This window comes from Aquirufa nivalisilvae, from assembly GCF_004307455.1.
Taxonomy (GTDB): domain Bacteria; phylum Bacteroidota; class Bacteroidia; order Cytophagales; family Spirosomataceae; genus Aquirufa; species Aquirufa nivalisilvae.
Genome location: NZ_SEWX01000005.1, coordinates 671,173 through 689,295 on the forward strand (window position 1 = coordinate 671,173; position 18,123 = coordinate 689,295).

Annotated in this window: 16 protein-coding genes; 14 read left to right on the top strand and 2 right to left on the bottom strand. The window is 35.7% G+C overall.

Annotated features, from left to right (window positions below; translation table 11 throughout):
* Positions 1-8: 8 nt before the first annotated feature.
* Positions 9-449 carry a peptidylprolyl isomerase gene (locus EWU22_RS09775; protein ID WP_109323142.1) on the top strand — a complete coding sequence of 147 codons (441 nt, stop codon included), beginning with the start codon at positions 9-11 and terminating at the stop codon, positions 447-449.
* Between the two features lie 3 nt (positions 450-452).
* Entirely contained in the window at positions 453-689 is a 237-nt protein-coding gene (locus tag EWU22_RS09780; RefSeq protein WP_130925380.1) for a hypothetical protein, read from the top strand.
* Here EWU22_RS09780 and EWU22_RS09785 read toward each other — a convergent pair.
* Positions 686-2,485, bottom strand: coding sequence for a M61 family metallopeptidase (locus EWU22_RS09785; protein WP_130925381.1), 1,800 nt, complete (start codon positions 2,483-2,485; stop codon positions 686-688). The two genes, EWU22_RS09780 and EWU22_RS09785, sit on opposite strands and share 4 nt — an antisense overlap.
* 180 nt (positions 2,486-2,665) lie before the next feature.
* On the opposite strand from EWU22_RS09785, the gene EWU22_RS09790 reads away from it, so the two are divergent.
* From EWU22_RS09790 to trmB, 6 genes are read left to right on the top strand one after another with little or no spacing between them, the layout of a single operon-like run.
* Entirely contained in the window at positions 2,666-5,689 is a 3,024-nt protein-coding gene (locus EWU22_RS09790; RefSeq protein WP_130925382.1) for a tetratricopeptide repeat protein, read from the top strand.
* Between the two features lie 6 nt (positions 5,690-5,695).
* On the top strand, positions 5,696-7,393 hold the full coding sequence (locus EWU22_RS09795) for a TonB-dependent receptor (RefSeq protein WP_130925383.1): 1,698 nt from the start codon (positions 5,696-5,698) through the stop codon (positions 7,391-7,393).
* 1 nt (position 7,394) lies between these two features.
* Positions 7,395-8,432 (top strand): HU domain-containing protein, encoded by a 1,038-nt coding sequence (locus EWU22_RS09800; RefSeq protein WP_130925384.1) that lies wholly within the window; start codon positions 7,395-7,397, stop codon positions 8,430-8,432.
* A 4-nt stretch (positions 8,433-8,436) separates the two neighbouring features.
* Positions 8,437-9,330 (top strand): hypothetical protein, encoded by an 894-nt coding sequence (locus EWU22_RS09805; RefSeq protein WP_109323148.1) that lies wholly within the window; start codon positions 8,437-8,439, stop codon positions 9,328-9,330.
* Positions 9,331-9,346: 16 nt separating this feature from the next.
* The gene (locus tag EWU22_RS09810) at positions 9,347-10,636 is read left to right on the top strand and encodes a bifunctional folylpolyglutamate synthase/dihydrofolate synthase (protein WP_130925385.1); all 1,290 of its coding nucleotides are present in this window, start codon (positions 9,347-9,349) and stop codon (positions 10,634-10,636) included.
* A gap of 3 nt (positions 10,637-10,639) precedes the next feature.
* Positions 10,640-11,299 (top strand): tRNA (guanosine(46)-N7)-methyltransferase TrmB, encoded by a 660-nt coding sequence (gene trmB / locus EWU22_RS09815; protein ID WP_130925386.1) that lies wholly within the window; start codon positions 10,640-10,642, stop codon positions 11,297-11,299.
* Positions 11,300-11,345: 46 nt separating this feature from the next.
* On the opposite strand, the gene gap is transcribed toward trmB, so the two are convergent.
* Entirely contained in the window at positions 11,346-12,338 is a 993-nt protein-coding gene (gap, locus tag EWU22_RS09820; RefSeq protein WP_109323151.1) for a type I glyceraldehyde-3-phosphate dehydrogenase, read from the bottom strand.
* 500 nt (positions 12,339-12,838) lie between these two features.
* On the opposite strand from gap, the gene EWU22_RS09825 reads away from it, so the two are divergent.
* From EWU22_RS09825 to EWU22_RS09850, 6 genes are all read left to right on the top strand, one after another.
* Positions 12,839-13,657 (top strand): 2,3,4,5-tetrahydropyridine-2,6-dicarboxylate N-succinyltransferase, encoded by an 819-nt coding sequence (locus EWU22_RS09825; RefSeq protein ID WP_130925387.1) that lies wholly within the window; start codon positions 12,839-12,841, stop codon positions 13,655-13,657.
* 49 nt (positions 13,658-13,706) lie between these two features.
* The gene (locus tag EWU22_RS09830; RefSeq protein ID WP_109323153.1) at positions 13,707-14,549 is read left to right on the top strand and encodes a CvfB family protein; all 843 of its coding nucleotides are present in this window, start codon (positions 13,707-13,709) and stop codon (positions 14,547-14,549) included.
* Positions 14,550-14,626: 77 nt separating this feature from the next.
* A complete protein-coding gene (locus EWU22_RS09835) occupies positions 14,627-15,130 on the top strand; it encodes a helix-turn-helix transcriptional regulator (protein WP_130925388.1) in 504 nt (167 codons plus the stop codon).
* A gap of 389 nt (positions 15,131-15,519) precedes the next feature.
* Positions 15,520-15,987, top strand: a complete 468-nt coding sequence (locus tag EWU22_RS09840) for a pyrophosphohydrolase domain-containing protein (RefSeq protein ID WP_109323155.1) — start codon at positions 15,520-15,522, stop codon at positions 15,985-15,987.
* Positions 15,987-16,664, top strand: a complete 678-nt coding sequence (locus tag EWU22_RS09845; RefSeq protein ID WP_109325060.1) for a response regulator transcription factor — start codon at positions 15,987-15,989, stop codon at positions 16,662-16,664. Before EWU22_RS09840 ends, EWU22_RS09845 begins: the two co-directional genes overlap by 1 nt.
* Before the next feature lie 6 nt (positions 16,665-16,670).
* Positions 16,671-18,044 (top strand): HAMP domain-containing sensor histidine kinase, encoded by a 1,374-nt coding sequence (locus EWU22_RS09850; RefSeq protein ID WP_109323156.1) that lies wholly within the window; start codon positions 16,671-16,673, stop codon positions 18,042-18,044.
* Positions 18,045-18,123 lie beyond the last annotated feature (79 nt).

The following is an 18,123-nucleotide window of genomic DNA, read 5'->3' on the forward strand; positions in this document are numbered from 1 at the left end:
ATGAAATTATGGCATACGCAGAAATGTTGACCGATAAAGGGTTAATGAAAATTGAATTTTATGAGGAAGATGCTCCCATTCACGTGAAAAACTTCATTGATTTATCCAATAAAGGATTTTATGATGGAGTAACATTTCACCGAGTAATTGCTGATTTTGTGATTCAAGGAGGAGATCCTACAGGAACTGGTGCTGGTGGCCCAGGTTATACCATTCCATGTGAGTTAACGGGAAATAACCAATTCCATGATCGTGGAGTATTGTCGATGGCCCACCGTGGACCTAATACAGGTGGTTCTCAATTCTTTATCTGCCATTCAAGAAATAATACGGCTCATTTAGACCGTAAACATACTTGTTTTGGTAAAGTAGTGGAAGGTTTAGAAGTGATTGATTTAATTCGCGAAGGCGATAAAATCCAAAGTATCAAAATCGTAGAAGAGGCTTAGTATATGCATTTCATCAAAGAAATTCCCCACGAATCCATGCGAATTTCCTTGTTTGAATGGAACTCCAAATACATTGTAAAGTTTGAAGCACCTAATTTAGAACAAAGCTACAAATTCTCCGTTTTGGACTTTTCCTCTCAAAAAGAAATAGAGGAGCTGGCATCCAGCTCCTCCTTTCAAACTTATGTCCTGAATAATTTCCATTCCATGTATGCCGAAATGGGCAAACATATCAATTAATTGATTTTCCCAAGCCACTTCAAGCGCAAAGCTTTCTGACGTTCATTCAAATCGGTCATTGAACTTATTTTAAACGCGGATAAATTGGATTTACCTACTGGTATAGCCAATGTTCTTTCTAGACCATCTCGACGAACTGTGAACAATAAAGTATCACCTACATTTTTATCTTTCAAAGTCTTATCTACACTCTCAAAAGTATCTGAATTTACTTTTAATACTTCATCTCCTACATTCAAACCATGATCATAAGCAGTACTTCCTTTCAATACGGTAGAAATTTTTCCTGCTGTAACAGTAAATCCTAAATAAGGGATTGTTTTCCCTTGGTTTACATCTGTCCACTCATAACCCACTTCTCGTAATAAACCTGCATAATCAGGAATAACAGTTCCATAAACCAATTGCTGAAAAATCGTTTTAGCAGATGTTCCTGCTACAAATGAAAAAGCATTTTCCAACTCTGCATCCGTAAATCCGCGCTGTTGTTTGACATAATAATTTTGGTATAAATACTTAAATGCATCATCCAAATTCGCTTTCCCATTACTTTGCTTAATAATCCAAAGGTTCAATACCGTTCCTAAAACAGATCCTTTAGAATAATATGAAACTGTAGAATTACGGCTATTTTCATTTGGACGATAGTACTTAATCCAAGCATCCCAAGAAGCTGATGCAGCAGATTCCACTTTATTTCCAGGAGTATTTTCTACAGATGAAATTTCATCCGCTACTGATTTCAAATATGCTTCAGTAGTAGTTTGTCCTGAGCGCTGTAATATCAATGCTCCATAATATGATGTCATCCCTTCAGATAACCATAAATTGTGGGTGTAATTTTCATTCTCGTAATCAAATGGACCAAGGGCCATTGGACGAATCCGCTTTACGTTCCATAAATGGAAATACTCGTGAGATAATAAACCGATAATTCCATGGTAGCCATTTTCTGTTTCATAAGCTGCTCGCGCAACTTGACACGTGGTGGAATACAAATGCTCTAAACCTCCTGAGCCTTTTTGCAAATTATGGATAATAAACAAATAGTGATCACAAGGATGTTGGCCAATTACTCGAGCCGCTTCCTCACACATTTTCTTTACATCGGCAATGAATTTGGTAGTATCTACCTTAGCTTGGCCATAAAAGGCAATTTGATGAGGGATGTTTCCCACTTTAAATTGAAATACTTGATGATTTCCAATCTCGATAGGAGAGTCGATCAGTTCATCCAAGTTTTTAGCTTCATAGGTTTGTGAAGCTGTTTGTTTTAAAGCGGTAGAAATCCTTTGAAAAGATTTATGAGGATTAATTTGAACCGACTGCGCTTGTTGTGCCAACTCATGAACATACAATAAAACAGATGCCGGATTGATATACCCATGCGTATCATCTAAAAAGGAAGTACGAACAGATAACTCAAAGGCATATACGTCATAAGAAATAGTCACTTGCTTTTGACCTTTACTTAAATGCACACGCCAAGTATTTTTATTAATCTTCTCAACGGGAATCAATGTTCCGTTTTTTACTGTCGACAAAGACTCAACATTACGAGCGAATTCACGAATCAAATAGGAGCCAGGTGTCCAAGCTGCCATTTTAAAATCAATATAGGACTTGTTCCAATGGCTTTGATTTAGGTCTACAGTCGTTTTAACTTGAAAGTAATGAGTGTGCGGTGCCGTCATACTAATTTCATGTCGTATAACAGGAGAGGCACTAAAGCCTAATAGGTTGATTCCCAACAAAAGTGTGACTAGCACCAAGGAATTTATGGTAAATTTTGTCATGAATTAAAAAAATTAAATGTTGATTAGGTGTAGAGTGTAAATATAAGAAAATCGCCTTAATCAAACTAAAATTGGCCATTGTATCCCCAAATTAGCCTAAATAAATTGGGTATCCGCTACAATTAATTGGAAGAAAAATCGTATTATTGTAGTAATTGAGAATGCTGTAATCTTCTACTAATGAGAAAACAAAATCGTACGCTTTGCTGGATTCCAGCTATTTTATTTTTCTTGCTTTCTTGGTCAGCGGTGGCTCAACAAACCTTGAGTTTTGGAGATCAGACGCTACACTTTCGACAGGCCAAAGAATATTTTGATTCAAAAAATTATGTAGCGGCCAAAGAAGAGTTTTCTGCCTACTTAGCAAGTTTGGAGCCTCTAAATAATGAGCAAGCAGGTCAGCGAGTTTTGGCAGAGTACTACATGACCATGTGTACTTTATACATGAGTCAGCCCGAAGCAGAAATTGTGGCGGACCGTTTTGTGGCAAATTACCCAGAACATCCTCAAGCAGTTAAATTAATGAGGGGTATAGGTAGTTTCTTTTACGACAATGGCGATTACAAAAAAGCGATAAAATATTTAAGTAAATCTTCTGATACCAATTTAGAGGCTAAGTTCAAATTGGCTGTCTCTTATTATCAATTGAAAGATGTCAGAGAGGCTTTGCCTTTATTCAACGAAATTAAAGCCGAGCCTGAGGAAGAGTTTGCTTTTGCTGCAGCTTATTATGCTGGAGTAATCAATTTTGGAGAAAAAAGATTCGGAGAAGCCAATACCGACTTCAAAAAGGCAGAAGGTTCAAGTCGATTTAGAAAAGATATCCCGAATTGGATTGCCATGTGCTATTTTCATGAAGGAAAATTCAATGAATTATTGAACTATGCTGAACCTATTTTAAAACAAAAAAAAGCAGGTTATAATCTTGATGAATTATCTCTTTTGGTAGCAGAAGTACAATTTAAACTAGGTTATTTTGAAAAAGCAGCTGTAAGCTACAGCTTATACAAAAAGCTAAATCCGACAAAAATCACCTCTGAAATCCAGTACCGTTTTGGTTATTCCTTATATAAAACCAACAAATTCAATGAGGCATCGGATGAATTAAAAGCTTTAGCAGGCAAAAAAGACACCTTAGCTCAATATGCTGCCTTTACTTTAGGTTTAGCACAACTTAAATCTGGCAATCTAGAAGCAACACTTCAGGCATTTGGACAAGCCAAAGATTTGTCGTTCAATGCACAAATTCAAGAGGAAGCCTATTTCAATTACGCTAAGGTATTATTAGACTTAGGAAAGGCTAGTGAAACCATTTATGCTATTCAAGAATTTAGCAAAAAATACCCTAAAAGTAAGTTTACAGAAGAATCAACTGAATTAGTGGCTGATGCCTTTATTCATTCCAATAACATTCAAGCTGCCTTGGATTATCTGAAAGGTTTATCAAATCGAAATGCTAAATTAAACGCCGCTTATCAAACCTTGACTTATAATTTGGGTGTAAAAGCCTATAATGAAAATAAATTTGATCAAGCTTTGGATTTATTTCAAACATCTTCAGAAAACCCAGAAAGTGCTGATTTAAAATTCCAAGCCTTATTTGGAAAAGGAGAGGCCTTGTCGCAACAAAAGAAATATGAACAAGCTATTCAGGTTTATTCTCCCTTATTGATTGGAACACCACCTGTAGCTAAACCCAATGACTTTTTGCAAAAGGTTCGTATGGGATTAGCGTATGCTTATTTCAATACCAAAGACTTTACTAAAGCCAATGTCTTATTCAAAGCTTATGTCGATCGTTTGAAGCTAAGTCCTGATGCCAAAAACAATCCAACCATTTTAATTCGTTTGGCTGATACTTATTTAGTATCAAAAAAATATGACGAAGCCTTAACCTATTATAATCAGGCAATTGATTTGGCTAAGACGGAAAAAGATTATGCTTTATATCAAAAAGGGGTAACCTTGACTTATTTGAACCGCGACAATGAAGCGAAAGCAAGTTTCAAACAATTAAGAACTTCATTCCCGAATTCTAAATATGTAGATGATGCTGCATTCCAAGAGAATGTCATTTCCTTCAATACCAATAAATACAAAGAAGCTATTGTAGGTTTTACCGATTTAATTGAAACCAATTCCAAAAGCCCATATTTCACTCAGGCATTATTGAAACGTGCACAATCTTATGCTAATACGAATCAGCATGAGTTGTCCATTGCAGATTATAAACGCATTATTCAAGATTACCCAACAGACAAAACGGCTAAAGATGCTTTAGTAGGGCTTCAAGAGGAATTGAATGAAGTTGGTAGACCAGAAGATTTTGGACAATTACTAGGCAACTTCCAAAAAAGCAGTCCGAATGAACCGGAAAATGTGGATTTAGAATACCGTGCCGCTAAAGGCATTTATTTAGGCGAAAAATACGACAAAGCCATTGCCCCATTGAAAGCTTTCATTGAAAAATATCCAAACAATGAAAATTTAGTGGAAGCGACTTACTTAATAGCCGATGCTGCTTATCGTACCAATAACAAATCAGAAGCGCTGATTTATTACAAGAAAATGGTCGAGCAAAATGTGCATCCTCAAATCAATAAAGCCATCCAGCGTAGTGCAGAAATAGAGTTAGAAAATAAAAACTATTCTGCCTCTGCCAATTTGTATCATTTGTATAAATCTAAATATACCGGAACTAAAGATCAATTATTAGCTAATAATGGCCTATTGTCCACTTTCATTGGAGCTAATATGTTAGATTCGGCAGCCTATATAACAGATGAATTAATTCAACAAAAAGATATCAGTGAAGAGGAAAAGGCAAAATTGGCTGAAAAGATGGCTAATACCTTTGAATCGGGAGGGGATATTGTTAACCAAAGAAATTGGTTGGGAATCACGACCAATTTAGATAAGAATGACATCGGAGCTTCAGCGCAGTTAAAATTGGCAAGTCTTTTATACAAAGAATCTAAATTTAAAGAATCAAGCGAAATGATTTTGGATAAATTCAGAAATGTCTTTTCTGAAGCATCAGATGCCATTTTAGGCAAAGCCTATATTTTATTGGCCGATAATTTCATCGCCTTGAAAAATATCCCACAAGCAAGAGCTACCTTAAAATCCATCGTGGATAATTCCAGTGATGCAGAGGTAATTCAAGCTGCCAAAACTAAATTAGAAAGCTTACCCTTAAAATAATATAAGATGAGATTCAATCGAACAGCTAAAAAAGTACTATTCACTGCTACATTCGGACTCTGCTTAGGCGCATTTGAGGGTTTTGCCCAAAAAAGGGAAGGCTCTATTCAGGATGAAGCCATTGAAGTTGAGAAAACCAGAAAAATTGAATTACAGCCGCAGGTTTCAAGAGGATTTGATCTCTTAGAAGAGGCACAAGATTTACGGAAAGACCGTAAAATGAAATATGATTTGGTTGATAGAAAATGGGAGGGAACTCATTTACCAAAAATCAATACTTCCATCGTTGATCCTAGAGAAGGAGATGAATTAACATCATCTTATGGACCTAAGTTTAAAAATGTGTTTAAGGTGGGTGCTGGAAATTATGGCCATACCTTAATGAATGCTCATTTTGGATTTACTCCCAATGAAAATTCCTTTCATGGTTTATACATCAATCACGATGCCAATCGTAGGGGTCCTGTAGCAACTAGTTTTTCAGGAAGAAATGAAAATGAAATTAAAGTATACAGCAAGACTTTTACTCCATCTTATTTATTGAATGGATCTATTAGTTATAAAAGAGTAGAGGCTAATTGGTACGGTAGACCTGAAGAGCAATTCAACAATATGGCTAACGGCACATTTGGTGTGTATTACGATCGTTTTAATTACGTGGGCAGTATCTCTAGCGCCAAAAAAGATGCCAAATTCGATTATATCGCCACTTCGGGATTAACCATGATGTCTACTTCTCAAAATGAAAGAGAATGGATTTGGGATAGTAAGATTCAGACGGTTTTAACCATCAACGATAATTTATCCGCACATTTTTCAGGTGATATGACCATGAGCGAATACGCTAGCTTGGAAAATAACCGAAGAGAGCTTTATCGAGTTAAGCCCAGTTTTTTCTACAAAAGCGATCGTGTTTCCGTTCACGCTGGAATTAATGTGGTCAACGAAAAAGATAAGTTAAGAGGATTGAATACAACAAGCTTATTTCCAGTGGTTAAATTGGATTATAAAGCTGCCAATTTTATTCACTTTTTCGCAGGTTTAGGGGGAGATACCTATTTCAATACCTTGAGTCAAATGGCTTCACTAAATCCTTGGTTGAGAAATCGAATCGATTTAAGAAATACCGCTCAAACGGCTAATGTATTTGGTGGATTCAAAGGATCTAATGAACATAGTTTCGATTTTGAATTTAAATTCATGTATTCAGAATTCAGTAATTTATCCTTTTTTGTACCTAGTGCAGCAGATAGTTCTAAATACACTGTCGTCTATGCAGGAGATATAAAAAAGGCACAAGTGATGAATTTTTCTGGACAGTTTAACTATCAATTGAACGAACGTTTCTTATCCGTATTGAAATACGACATCAATCAATATGATAATTTAGGCACATTGGAAAAGGCATATCACCGTCCAGCCATGAATATCTCTTTTACCAACTCCATTACATTTAAAGACAAAATCATCATTTCTCCAGATGTGTTTTATATGAATGGACTTTATGGTTTAAATCCTAGAACTAACACGGCGGTGGCCATGAAGGATATCATTGATTTGAATTTAAAAGTGAATTATTTAATTACTAAAAAGTTTAATGCGGCTGTTAGTGCTAATAATTTACTTGGAAAAAATTATGAAAGGTATTTATTTTACCCTTCACAAGGCTTAAACTATACCGTAAGCGTTGCTTATTCCTTCTAATATGACCATCAATAACTCCATAGTTAACCTAATTGAAACATTACTCTATGAGCATGACTGTATCATTATTCCTAATTTTGGGGGTTTTGTAGTCAATATCAAAGATTTTGAATTCAATGCTGCGGAGGAAATGATATACCCCAGAAAAAGATGGATTGCCTTTAATGAAAGACTTCGTTCGGATGATGGAATATTGGCTACGGCTTGGGCAAAGAAGGAGGGAATCAGTCATAAACTAGCTTTTGATCAAATCAATCAATTCAGTAAATCACTGAAAGATGCACTGAAATCAGAACATTCAATTGTATTGGATAAGATTGGAACTCTAAGCTTAACTGCTGAATCCAAAATTTCCTTTGCTCCTAATCCCAATCAAAATTTTGATTTAAATCTGTTTGGCTTAAATCCGGTAGGTTTACCAACTTTGGTAAATATTCCTAAGCCAACTTTGATTGAAAGTCCTGTTGAAAAGTCCATGATTCTTCATGAAGAAATCAGTGAAGATACTTTAGAGGAAGAAGAACTTCTACCCAAAAGAATTAGCACGAAAGTCTATGTTTACGCCCTCTTAGCCTTTTTATTGGGCGGACTTAGTGCCTATTTTTTAACAGAGCCTAATTCTCGTTATGTAAACAGCTCATTGAGTCCATTTACCATCAAAATTAAAAAAGAAAAAAGTACTCCTATTTCTCAAGAAAGTAAAGTAGCTATCACTGAAGAAAAAGCACTTGCTGCAGATTCAAGTATTATACCAAGTCCTTTAGTTCCTGCTACAGAAGAAACCAAAACCCCTGTTAACCACAATACCCAATCAGTATACTTGGTAGCTGCTAGTTTTCAAACACAAGCAAAAGCAGCATTAGCGGTGAGTGAATTAAAATCAAAAGGATTTGATCAGGCTGTCATTTTACCAAAAGCGCAAGATGAAATCCATTTTCGAGTAAGTATTGGAACAGAAGCCAACATGGAAGAGGGGTATAAAAAGGCAGCTGAAATAAAAAGCCTAAAGAAATTAGACATTTGGGTGTATAAACCATAAGCATATGAATAGCGTTCTCGCACAGAAAGAACTAGAGAAAAAAAATCAGTTAAAAGCATTAGTGCTCACTATTTTAATTAATGGTGGACTATTGTTACTATTCTGGACTTTAAACATTTGGTCAGGCGATGAAGTAAAAATGGAAATTCCTGCTGGAGGTTTTGAAGTGAATTATGGTAATACTGACGAAGGAGGAGGAAATATTCAAACTCACAATCAGGCAAATGATTTACCCAATGAAGTGGAGTCTAAACCTGCCGATAAAAAAGTAGAACCTAAAAAAGAAATCGTTAAAACTACTCCGACTAAAGAAACTCCCTTATTAAGCTCTACCGTTAAAAGTACAGTTAAAATTGCTGATAAACCAGCTGAAAAAGTGGCCGTTCAACCTCCAAAGCCTGTTGTGGAAGAACAACCTAAAATTGACGAATCAGCCTTGTTCAAAAAGAAATCTAGTAGTAATGGAACAAGAGGTACAAGTGATGCTCCAGGAGGAAATTCCAATGGAAATGATAAAGGTAAAATTGGTGATAAAGGTCAATTAGACGGAGATATTAATAATTCAGCTATTTATTCTGGACAAAAAGGAAAAGGCGGTGGTAGTGGTGGTGGAATTGGTGGAGGAAATGGAGTAGCCTTGAATATGACAGGTTGGGCTCTTGCCTCCAGACCTCAAGTCAATGATGATTCAGATGAATCAGGTATTATTCGTTTTTCACTAAAAATTGATGAAAGTGGGAATATTATCTCCTTAAAAATCATCGAAAATACCTTATCGGCTTCTGTAGCTCAAAAATATAAGAGAGCTGTGGAAAAATTAAGTTTTAAGCCAACCTCAGGCGGCGAACGTCCGGAAGTATCTACTGGAACTATTGTATTTAAAATCAATTCGAAATAATTTTTTACATCATCGAATGGATTATAAAGAAGTCATTGCTTTTTTATACAACCAATTACCCGTATTTCATCGGGAAGGTAAAAAAGCATTTAAACCTGGTCTAGGGAATATCCAACAATTATGCGAACGACTAGGGAATCCCCAAGATTCCTTTAAAGCATTGCATATCGCTGGTACTAATGGAAAGGGGAGTTCGTCCCATTTCATGGCATCTATTTTACAAGAACACGGCTTCCGAGTAGGGCTTTATACTTCGCCGCATCTAAAATCATTTACTGAAAGAATAAAAATAAACGGACAAAATGTTGCGGAAGATTGGGTGGTTCAGTTCGTTGAAAAAAACTTACAACTCATCCAAGATATCAAACCTTCCTTTTTTGAATGGACAGTGTTGATGGCTTTCTCTTATTTTAAAGATCAACAAGTAGATTGGGCCGTTATTGAAACAGGATTGGGTGGTCGACTAGATTCTACGAATATTATATTACCCAAAGCTTGCTTGATTACCAATATCAGTTGGGATCATCAAGATATATTGGGAGATACATTGGAGTTAATTGCGGAAGAAAAAGCTGGCATAATTAAACAAGGGGTTCCGATTTGTATTTCTGAGCGACAAAGTTTCTCAGAACAAATTTTTCAAAAAAAGGCAGAGGAATTGAATGCACCTATCGTTTTTGCTGAAGATAAAATACAATGGATTTCATATACCAACTTGCAAGAGCAACTACAACTTCAAGGAAAGTCTAGTCAGTATGAAACCTTTGAAGTTTCATCTCCCTATGCTGGGGAATATCAAGTAAAGAATATTGCAGGCATTTTAGCCTGGTGCGAACAAATCCAGAGCGAGGGAATTATTCCATTGCAATGGGATAAGATTTTAATTGGTATTGAAAAATCAAAAATCAATACCCAATTACATGGCAGGTGGGAGCTCATTCAAAAAAATCCTTGGATTGTGGCTGATACGGGGCATAATGAAAGTGGGATTAGCCAATTGTTATCCCAAGTAAAGCGTCTCAATCAAGGAGATTTGTGGATAATTTTAGGTATGGTGGCGGATAAGGATATCCATCTTGTACTGAAATTATTTCCTAAAGAAGCCCATTATATTTTTTGTCAAGCTCAAAATCCAAGAGCACTTACATCCGAAAATTTACAAAAAATGGCTTTGGAGCATGAATTAGTAGGTTTTTGTGAAAACGATGTAAATAAGGCTATAGAAATGGCTAAACATTCCGCCAAGGAAAATGATTTTATTTTAATTACGGGCAGTACCTATTTGGTGGCTGAAATAAATGTGTAAGTTTTGAGTAGAAGAAAAGAATATAAGTACGATTTAGCTATACGCTCGCCATGGGTCATTCAGTCAGGTAAAGATTTTTTTGATTCTAGTAGAGGTCAATGGAGAGAGGCCTATTTTCAAAATAACAATCCAATCGTTTTGGAATTAGGATGTGGTCGAGGGGAATATAGTTTGGGGCTCGCTAAATTATTTCCTGAAAAGAATTTTATTGGTATAGACATCAAAGGAGATCGTCTAGCGGCAGGAGCTAGGCAGGCTGAGGCGGAAGGATTAACGAATGTCGTTTTTCTGAGAATTCATATTCAACATTTACCTGAATACTTTGCGGAAAATGAAGTTGATGAAATTTGGATTACTTTTCCTGATCCACGTCCGAAAGATCGAGATGAAAAGAAACGTCTAACTTTTCCATTCTTTCTCAATAAATATCAGACAGTATTAAAAAGTCAAGGGATTGTTCATTTAAAAACCGATTCAGATTCCTTATTTGAATATTCATTAGAACAATTGGTCAAAGCACCTTGGCAATTACTCATTCAAACTTGGGATTTATATCAATCAGAATGGAATCAAGATCACTATGGTATCAAAACCAGATTTGAAGAAATGTACTTTCAAAAAGGATTTTCTATCAAGTATTTACGAGCAGTTAATAACAAATAAAAAAGGGAGGCTAGCCTCCCTTTTTTTATATCAAATGTGCCTATTATTAACCTACACGAGCAATTAAATCTGCTGCACGAGATGAATAACCGTACTCATTGTCATACCAACCAACTACTTTCACCAAAGTTCCCATAGTTGAAGTCAATTTAGAATCGAAAATACAAGAGTGAGAGTTTCCAATAATATCGATAGAAACGATTTCGTCTGTATTATATTCCAAGATTCCTTTCATTGGACCTTCTGCTGCTTTCTTAACGGCTGCATTAATTTCATCTGCACTAACTTCTTTTTTCAAAATGGCTGTAAATTCAGTAACTGAACCATCTGGAGTAGGAACACGCATAGATGAACCATCCAATAAACCTTTCAAGTGTGGTAATACTAAACCAACTGCTTTAGCAGCACCTGTAGATGTAGGGATAATAGAATAAGCTGCAGCACGAGCACGACGTAAGTCAGCATGTGGAGCATCTTGTAAGTTTTGATCAGCTGTATAAGCGTGGATAGTTGACATATATCCTTTTTCTAAACCAAATGCATCGTCTAACACTTTAGCCATTGGAGCTAAACAGTTCGTAGTACATGAAGCATTTGAAATAATAGTCATTTCATCCGTTAATGTATCTTCATTTACACCTAATACAACAGTTGGAACATTTCCTTTAGCAGGAGCAGAGATAATTACTTTACGTGCACCAGCAGTTAAGTGCTGTCCAGCACCAGCTTCATCAACGAAACGACCTGTAGATTCTAGAACTACATCAATTCCTAAAGCACCCCATGGTAATAATTTCGGATCACGCTCAGCTAATGCCTTGATTGATTTTCCATTAACAGTAATAGAATCAGCATCAGAAGTCACAGTTCCATTAAAACGACCGTGAACAGAATCATACTTCAACAAATGAGCCAGAGTGGCATTGTCTGTTAAATCATTGATCGCAACAACTTCGACATTTTCCTTTTCTAATAATCTACGAAAAGTAAGTCGACCAATACGACCAAATCCATTAATAGCTACTTTAATTTTTTTCATTGATACAAATAATTTGATTTCAGATTAAAATCAAAAATACCCTTTTTTCCTCAATTCTCAAAAATTGAACGATAAATATATGTTTAATCGCCCAGAAGGCACTTTACACAAAAGTAAACAAACACATAATTATTTACCCATTAGGCTAAATAATATATTTTTAGTAAAAAAATAACTGGATACGTTTTTTATTCAAGCTTTTTTTGCATATTTACATAAGCCAATTACCCAGCATTATCAAAAGGGTAGGGGCGTGACAGAATGTCACTTGTCTTTTTAGCTAAATTCTAGCATATTTTTCACCAAATTAAATTTTGAACAAATTATCAACTACTTGATAATCAATAACTTAACTTATTAAAGTTGAAGTTAAATTTTACTAGGTTTTTATAGCTATTAGCTAGTGCTTTTCAATATTCCAATAGATAATTCCTTTGTCATATTGATTATGCAGGCATTTTCTCCGTTCTTTGTAGTATCAAATTTTGCATACATATTATATGAATTCATTAGAAAATATCATTCAATCTGCTTGGGACGATACATCCTTGCGTCAAAACCCGGAAGTGGTTCAAGCCATTGAAGAAGTAGTAGAAAAAGTCGACAAAGGAATCTTACGTACAGCTGAGCCATTAGCAGATGGAAGCTGGCAAGTGAATGAATGGGTAAAGAAAGCCATTGTGATGTATTTCCCTATTCGTCAAATGTCCGTAAGTGAAGTGGGTATCTTTGAATACCACGATAAAATGCGTTTAAAATCGAATTACAAAGAATTAGGAGTTCGAGTTGTTCCCCCTGCTGTTGCCCGATATGGTGCCTATCTAGCTAAAGGAACTATTCTAATGCCCTCATATGTCAATATTGGTGCATATGTAGACGAAGGAACCATGGTTGATACATGGGCTACTGTAGGAAGCTGCGCTCAAATTGGTAAGCATGTCCATTTAAGTGGTGGCGTTGGTATTGGTGGAGTATTAGAACCGCCACAAGCAGCTCCAGTAATCATTGAAGATGGTGCATTCATAGGTTCCCGCTGCATTGTAGTAGAAGGCGCTCATATTGGAAAAAAAGCCGTATTAGGTGCTGGAGTTACTATTACTGGTAGTTCTAAGATTATTGATGTTAGTGGTCCTGAACCGGTTGAATACATTGGATACGTTCCTGAAAACTCAGTAGTTATTCCAGGTAGCATTCAAAAGACTTTTGCAGCTGGTACTTACGGAGTTCCATGTGCCCTAATCATTGGTAAAAGAAAAGAAAGCACTGATTTGAAGACTTCTTTGAATCAAGCCTTACGTGAAAACAACGTAGTCGTTTAACGTCAGAAAATTGAATACCTTTACACCCGGCTAAACACCGGGTTTTTTTATGGAAAATGAATTAAAAATTGGGGAATATAATCGATTAAGAATCGTCAAAGAAGTCCCCTTCGGATTGTATTTAGATGGATATGAAGATGAAATACTTCTTCCTCTTCAGTATGTACCAGAAAGTTATGAAATAGATGGATTCATCGATGTATTCATCTACCGAGACTCAGAAGATCGAATCATAGCGACTACGCTAAAACCGCTGGCCACGATTAATCAGTTTGCCTTCCTAGAAGTTAAGCAAGTTACCCCAATAGGTGTTTTCCTTGAATGGGGTCTAATGAAAGATCTATTAGTTCCTTTTGGTCAACAATGGGAAAAGATGTCTGTAGGAAAGTCATATTTAGTATATGTCTACCTAGATCCTCAAACTGATCGGATTGTGGCATCAGCTAGAATTGATAAGTTCTTATCCCTATTAGACGAAGTGGAAGAATTTACAATTGGTCAGAAAGTACAAGCATTACCATTTGAATACACCAACTTAGGAATCAAATGTTTAGTAAACAATTGTAAACTTGGTCAATTATTCAAAAATGAAATATTTACAAATGTTAAACTCGGGCAATTATTAGATGTTTACATTGATAACATACGTGAAGATGGTAAACTTGATTTACGTATTGAACCCGTAGGCATTCAACGTATGGATTCACAAAGGGAAAAGATTATGGAAGCTATTGAACTACATGGTGGTACATTAAACCTACACGATAAAAGCCCTGCGGAAGAAATCTATGAGCAATTAGGTATGTCAAAAAAGGATTTCAAGAAGGCTGTAGGTGGCTTATACAAAAGTAAATTAATTACACTTGGTGACAATTGTATAATCAAATCATAAACATTTGTAATATAAATAAATTTTGCTTTTGTCTATTATAAATTTAACTTTGTAACTCGTAATGAATATTTACAAAGATGAATTTAAGTCAAAAGATAGAATTGTTAATTCAGAGAAAACAAATCAGTTCTTCTCAATTTGCTGACAAGATAGGAATACCACGAAGTAGTGTATCCCATATCTTGTCGGGCAGAAATAAGCCTAGCTTGGATGTTGTTCAGAAAATCCTTAAAGCTTTTCCAGAGCTAACCGCAGAGGAATTATTATTTGATGATCGACTACTCTCCTTAAATTCATCTCCCACTTCTAAAATAGAGGTGACTAATTCCAATCCTTCTCTTTTTGATGCTCCAGAGGCAAGCCCTTCAGAATCGGATAAAAATTCTTTAGCTGAGCCAACTATCGTACAATCAAATCTCAGGCGGAACCGAGAAAGCGCTAAAATCAGCCCTAGTTCAGGCAATTCCTCGATGGCTGTTGCTAATCAAGCCGCTTCAAGTACTCATTTGACTAAAAGGATTGAACGAGTTATCATCTTTTATACTGATGGATCTTTTACAGAAAGTAAACCTAGCGAATGATAAAAAACAATAATTTATATTTCCTGGTGTTCTAACATTCCTGTTGTTCTATATATTGTTACGAATTAACAATTAGTAACATTCTGATTGACTTATCCACGACTTATCCACATTCGTGCACAATTGTATTTTGAGACCTTTGAGTTAGCCCTATATATTCCCTTATTTTTTATAAATCTGTTCGATTTAAACTAATTTGACTTTACTTATCCACAAGGAGCTGTGGATAAGTCGTGGAAATGTGTACAAAAGGAAACAAATTCAGCTTGATAATTCCGTCATTTCAAATTGTACCGAAAATTATCACCGTAAAATGTGGATAAAGCATCCATTTTAGGGATTTACTTTATTCAATTAATTGACTAATTTTAATCTATTAGATATTCCTTATGAAAAAAATCGATTCCTTAAATCAAGTTGCCTTATTTCATGAAACATTTGGAGCTCCTATTTTAGCTCAACCGTGTATTCCATCTGAAGATCGTTGCAAACTACGGGTGAGTTTATTGGCAGAAGAATTAGAAGAATTACAACAAGCTATCAAAGACCATGACTTGATAGAAATAGCTGATGCTTTATGTGATTTACAATATGTTCTATCGGGAGCTGTTTTGGAATTTGGTTTGGGAGAAAAATTTGTCGATTTGTTTAATGAAGTTCAGCGTTCTAATATGTCCAAGGCCTGTAAAAGCCTAGAAGAAGCTGAAAAAACGGTGGAATATTACTTCTTAAAAGATGGCACCGAAGCGGAAATCAAGGAAGAACATGGTTTATGGAAAGTTTACCGTAAATCGGACAATAAAGTATTAAAATCAATCGCTTACTCCCCAGCTAATCTTAAAGACATCATTGGATGATACGAATCTTACTCATAGAAGATGAACCTAAAACAGTGCAATCCTTAAAAAGAGGTTTGGAAGAGAATAACTATGAGGTAGAAGTGGCTTACGATGGTCTTATGGGCAAGCAATTAGCTACCAGAAATACTTATCAACTGATCGTTTCTGACATCATCATTCCAGGAATCAATGGAATAGAACTTTGTAAAGAACTGAGAAGCTTAGGTATTCAAACACCCATATTAATGTTGACTGCATTAAGCACAACAGACGATAAATTGATAGGATTTGAAGCTGGAGCTGATGATTATTTAGCTAAACCCTTTGATTTCAAAGAATTTATGGCGCGTGTAAAGGCTCTTATCAAGCGTTCTAATCAAACTCTTGTAGATTCTCAAGTCCTTAAATTTGCTGATTTAGAACTTGACCTTACTAGTAAATTAGTCACACGTTCAGGGCAAAAGATCAATTTAACAGCTAAAGAGTTTCAATTATTGGAATACTTCCTAAAAAACCAAGAAAAAGTAATTTCCAAAGCTGAAATCGCTGAAAATATTTGGGAGGTTGAAGACGAAAATTCGTCAAACCTCATTGAGGTATATGTCAATTATTTACGTAAAAAAGTGGATAAAAACTTCCCTAGTAAATTGATACATACGCAGTTTGGTATGGGTTATATCCTCCGACAAGAATAAGAAAACATGCAGATACGTTCCAGATTGACATATCAATTTACCTATTTGGTGTCTGCGATATTATTCGTATCCTATCTAATTATCTATGTTTTCTCGCAGCAAAATTATAAGGAGAATTTCTATTCTCGACTAAGGCAAAAGGCTAATACAGCAGCAGAGCTCCTGGTCAATGTCAACCAAGTGGATTCTAAGCTATTACGTATCATTGACCGAGCTAACCGGGACATTCTCTTCCGGGAAAATATCATGGCTTATGATACCTGCAATGAACGTATTTACCGTTCGAATGATACCATTTCGTTTCATATAGATGTTAACCGAGTAAAGGAAGTGCGTCGCAAAAAAGAAGTACGATTTGCGCATGAAGATATTGAAATTCTTGGAACTGTATTTGCCACTCCAGAGGGCCGAATTGTGGTTTTTGCGGGTGCTGTTGATCAATATTCCGCTGAAAATGCGAAGGATTTAAAAAACATATTGATAGCCTTATTTCTCTTATTTGTGTTCATTGTGGTGATATCAGGCTGGTTTTTTGCTGGTAGAGCTGTCAATCCCATTTCTGAAGTCATCAAACAAGTTGATCATCTTTCTCCCAAAAGATTGGAAGAGAGGCTGGAATCCTCTGATTCTGAGGACGAAATAGGGAAGATGGTATCCACTATCAATCGTCTATTAGAACGCATCGAGAATGCTTTTAAACTGCAAAAAACATTCATTGCGAATGTGTCCCATGAACTAAAAAACCCATTAACAAAGATTTCCTCTCAATTGGAAGTTAGTCTACTAAAGGAACGCGCCGCAGAAGATTATAAAGAGACCATAGCTTCTGTATTAGAAGATACTCAAGAACTGGCAGCTATCACTGAATCATTATTAGAATTAAACAAAATTAGCGTTTCAGACTATCAAGCAGGTTTTCAATTAATTCGAATTGATGAAATTATCTGGGAAGCTAGAAGCTTAACTCAAAAGCTCAATAGCCATTATAAAGTTAGCATTGATACATCATTTATGCCTGATGATGAAGAAGAATTGATGATTCGGGGTGATGAGAAACTGATTCTAACAGCGATTAAAAACTTGATGGAAAATGCCTGTAAATTCAGTCCTAAACATTGTGCCTTTGTGGGATTGCGCGTTTACCATAACACCATCAATATTCGCGTGAAAAACGAAGGAAAAGGTATTCCTAAAACAGATCTACCATTTATTTTTCAACCATTTTTCCGTGGTGAAAATACCGCCTCATCTAAAGGCTATGGTATCGGACTATCTTTAGTAGAACGTATTATTCATTTGCATAACGGAACAATTCAGGTTCAATCTAATCCCAACGAATGGACAGAGTTTACCATGGCTTTACCTCAGACAAAACCGTGAGAGGAAATTATAAATTATAGATTATAAGTTATAGATTTTCGTGATTTGTAATCATTATTATATTTGTTATATAATATAT

Bases quoted from the DNA above. Each gene is read 5' to 3' on its own strand.
- EWU22_RS09775 (WP_109323142.1), top strand. From the start codon at position 9: ATGGCATACGCAGAAATGTTGACCGATAAAGGGTTAATGAAAATTGAA.
- EWU22_RS09780 (WP_130925380.1), top strand. From the start codon at position 453: ATGCATTTCATCAAAGAAATTCCCCACGAATCCATGCGAATTTCCTTG.
- EWU22_RS09785 (WP_130925381.1), bottom strand. From the start codon at position 2,485: ATGACAAAATTTACCATAAATTCCTTGGTGCTAGTCACACTTTTGTTG.
- EWU22_RS09790 (WP_130925382.1), top strand. From the start codon at position 2,666: ATGAGAAAACAAAATCGTACGCTTTGCTGGATTCCAGCTATTTTATTT.
- EWU22_RS09795 (WP_130925383.1), top strand. From the start codon at position 5,696: ATGAGATTCAATCGAACAGCTAAAAAAGTACTATTCACTGCTACATTC.
- EWU22_RS09800 (WP_130925384.1), top strand. From the start codon at position 7,395: ATGACCATCAATAACTCCATAGTTAACCTAATTGAAACATTACTCTAT.
- EWU22_RS09805 (WP_109323148.1), top strand. From the start codon at position 8,437: ATGAATAGCGTTCTCGCACAGAAAGAACTAGAGAAAAAAAATCAGTTA.
- EWU22_RS09810 (WP_130925385.1), top strand. From the start codon at position 9,347: ATGGATTATAAAGAAGTCATTGCTTTTTTATACAACCAATTACCCGTA.
- gap (WP_109323151.1), bottom strand. From the start codon at position 12,338: ATGAAAAAAATTAAAGTAGCTATTAATGGATTTGGTCGTATTGGTCGA.
- EWU22_RS09825 (WP_130925387.1), top strand. From the start codon at position 12,839: ATGAATTCATTAGAAAATATCATTCAATCTGCTTGGGACGATACATCC.
- EWU22_RS09830 (WP_109323153.1), top strand. From the start codon at position 13,707: ATGGAAAATGAATTAAAAATTGGGGAATATAATCGATTAAGAATCGTC.
- EWU22_RS09835 (WP_130925388.1), top strand. From the start codon at position 14,627: ATGAATTTAAGTCAAAAGATAGAATTGTTAATTCAGAGAAAACAAATC.
- EWU22_RS09840 (WP_109323155.1), top strand. From the start codon at position 15,520: ATGAAAAAAATCGATTCCTTAAATCAAGTTGCCTTATTTCATGAAACA.
- EWU22_RS09850 (WP_109323156.1), top strand. From the start codon at position 16,671: ATGCAGATACGTTCCAGATTGACATATCAATTTACCTATTTGGTGTCT.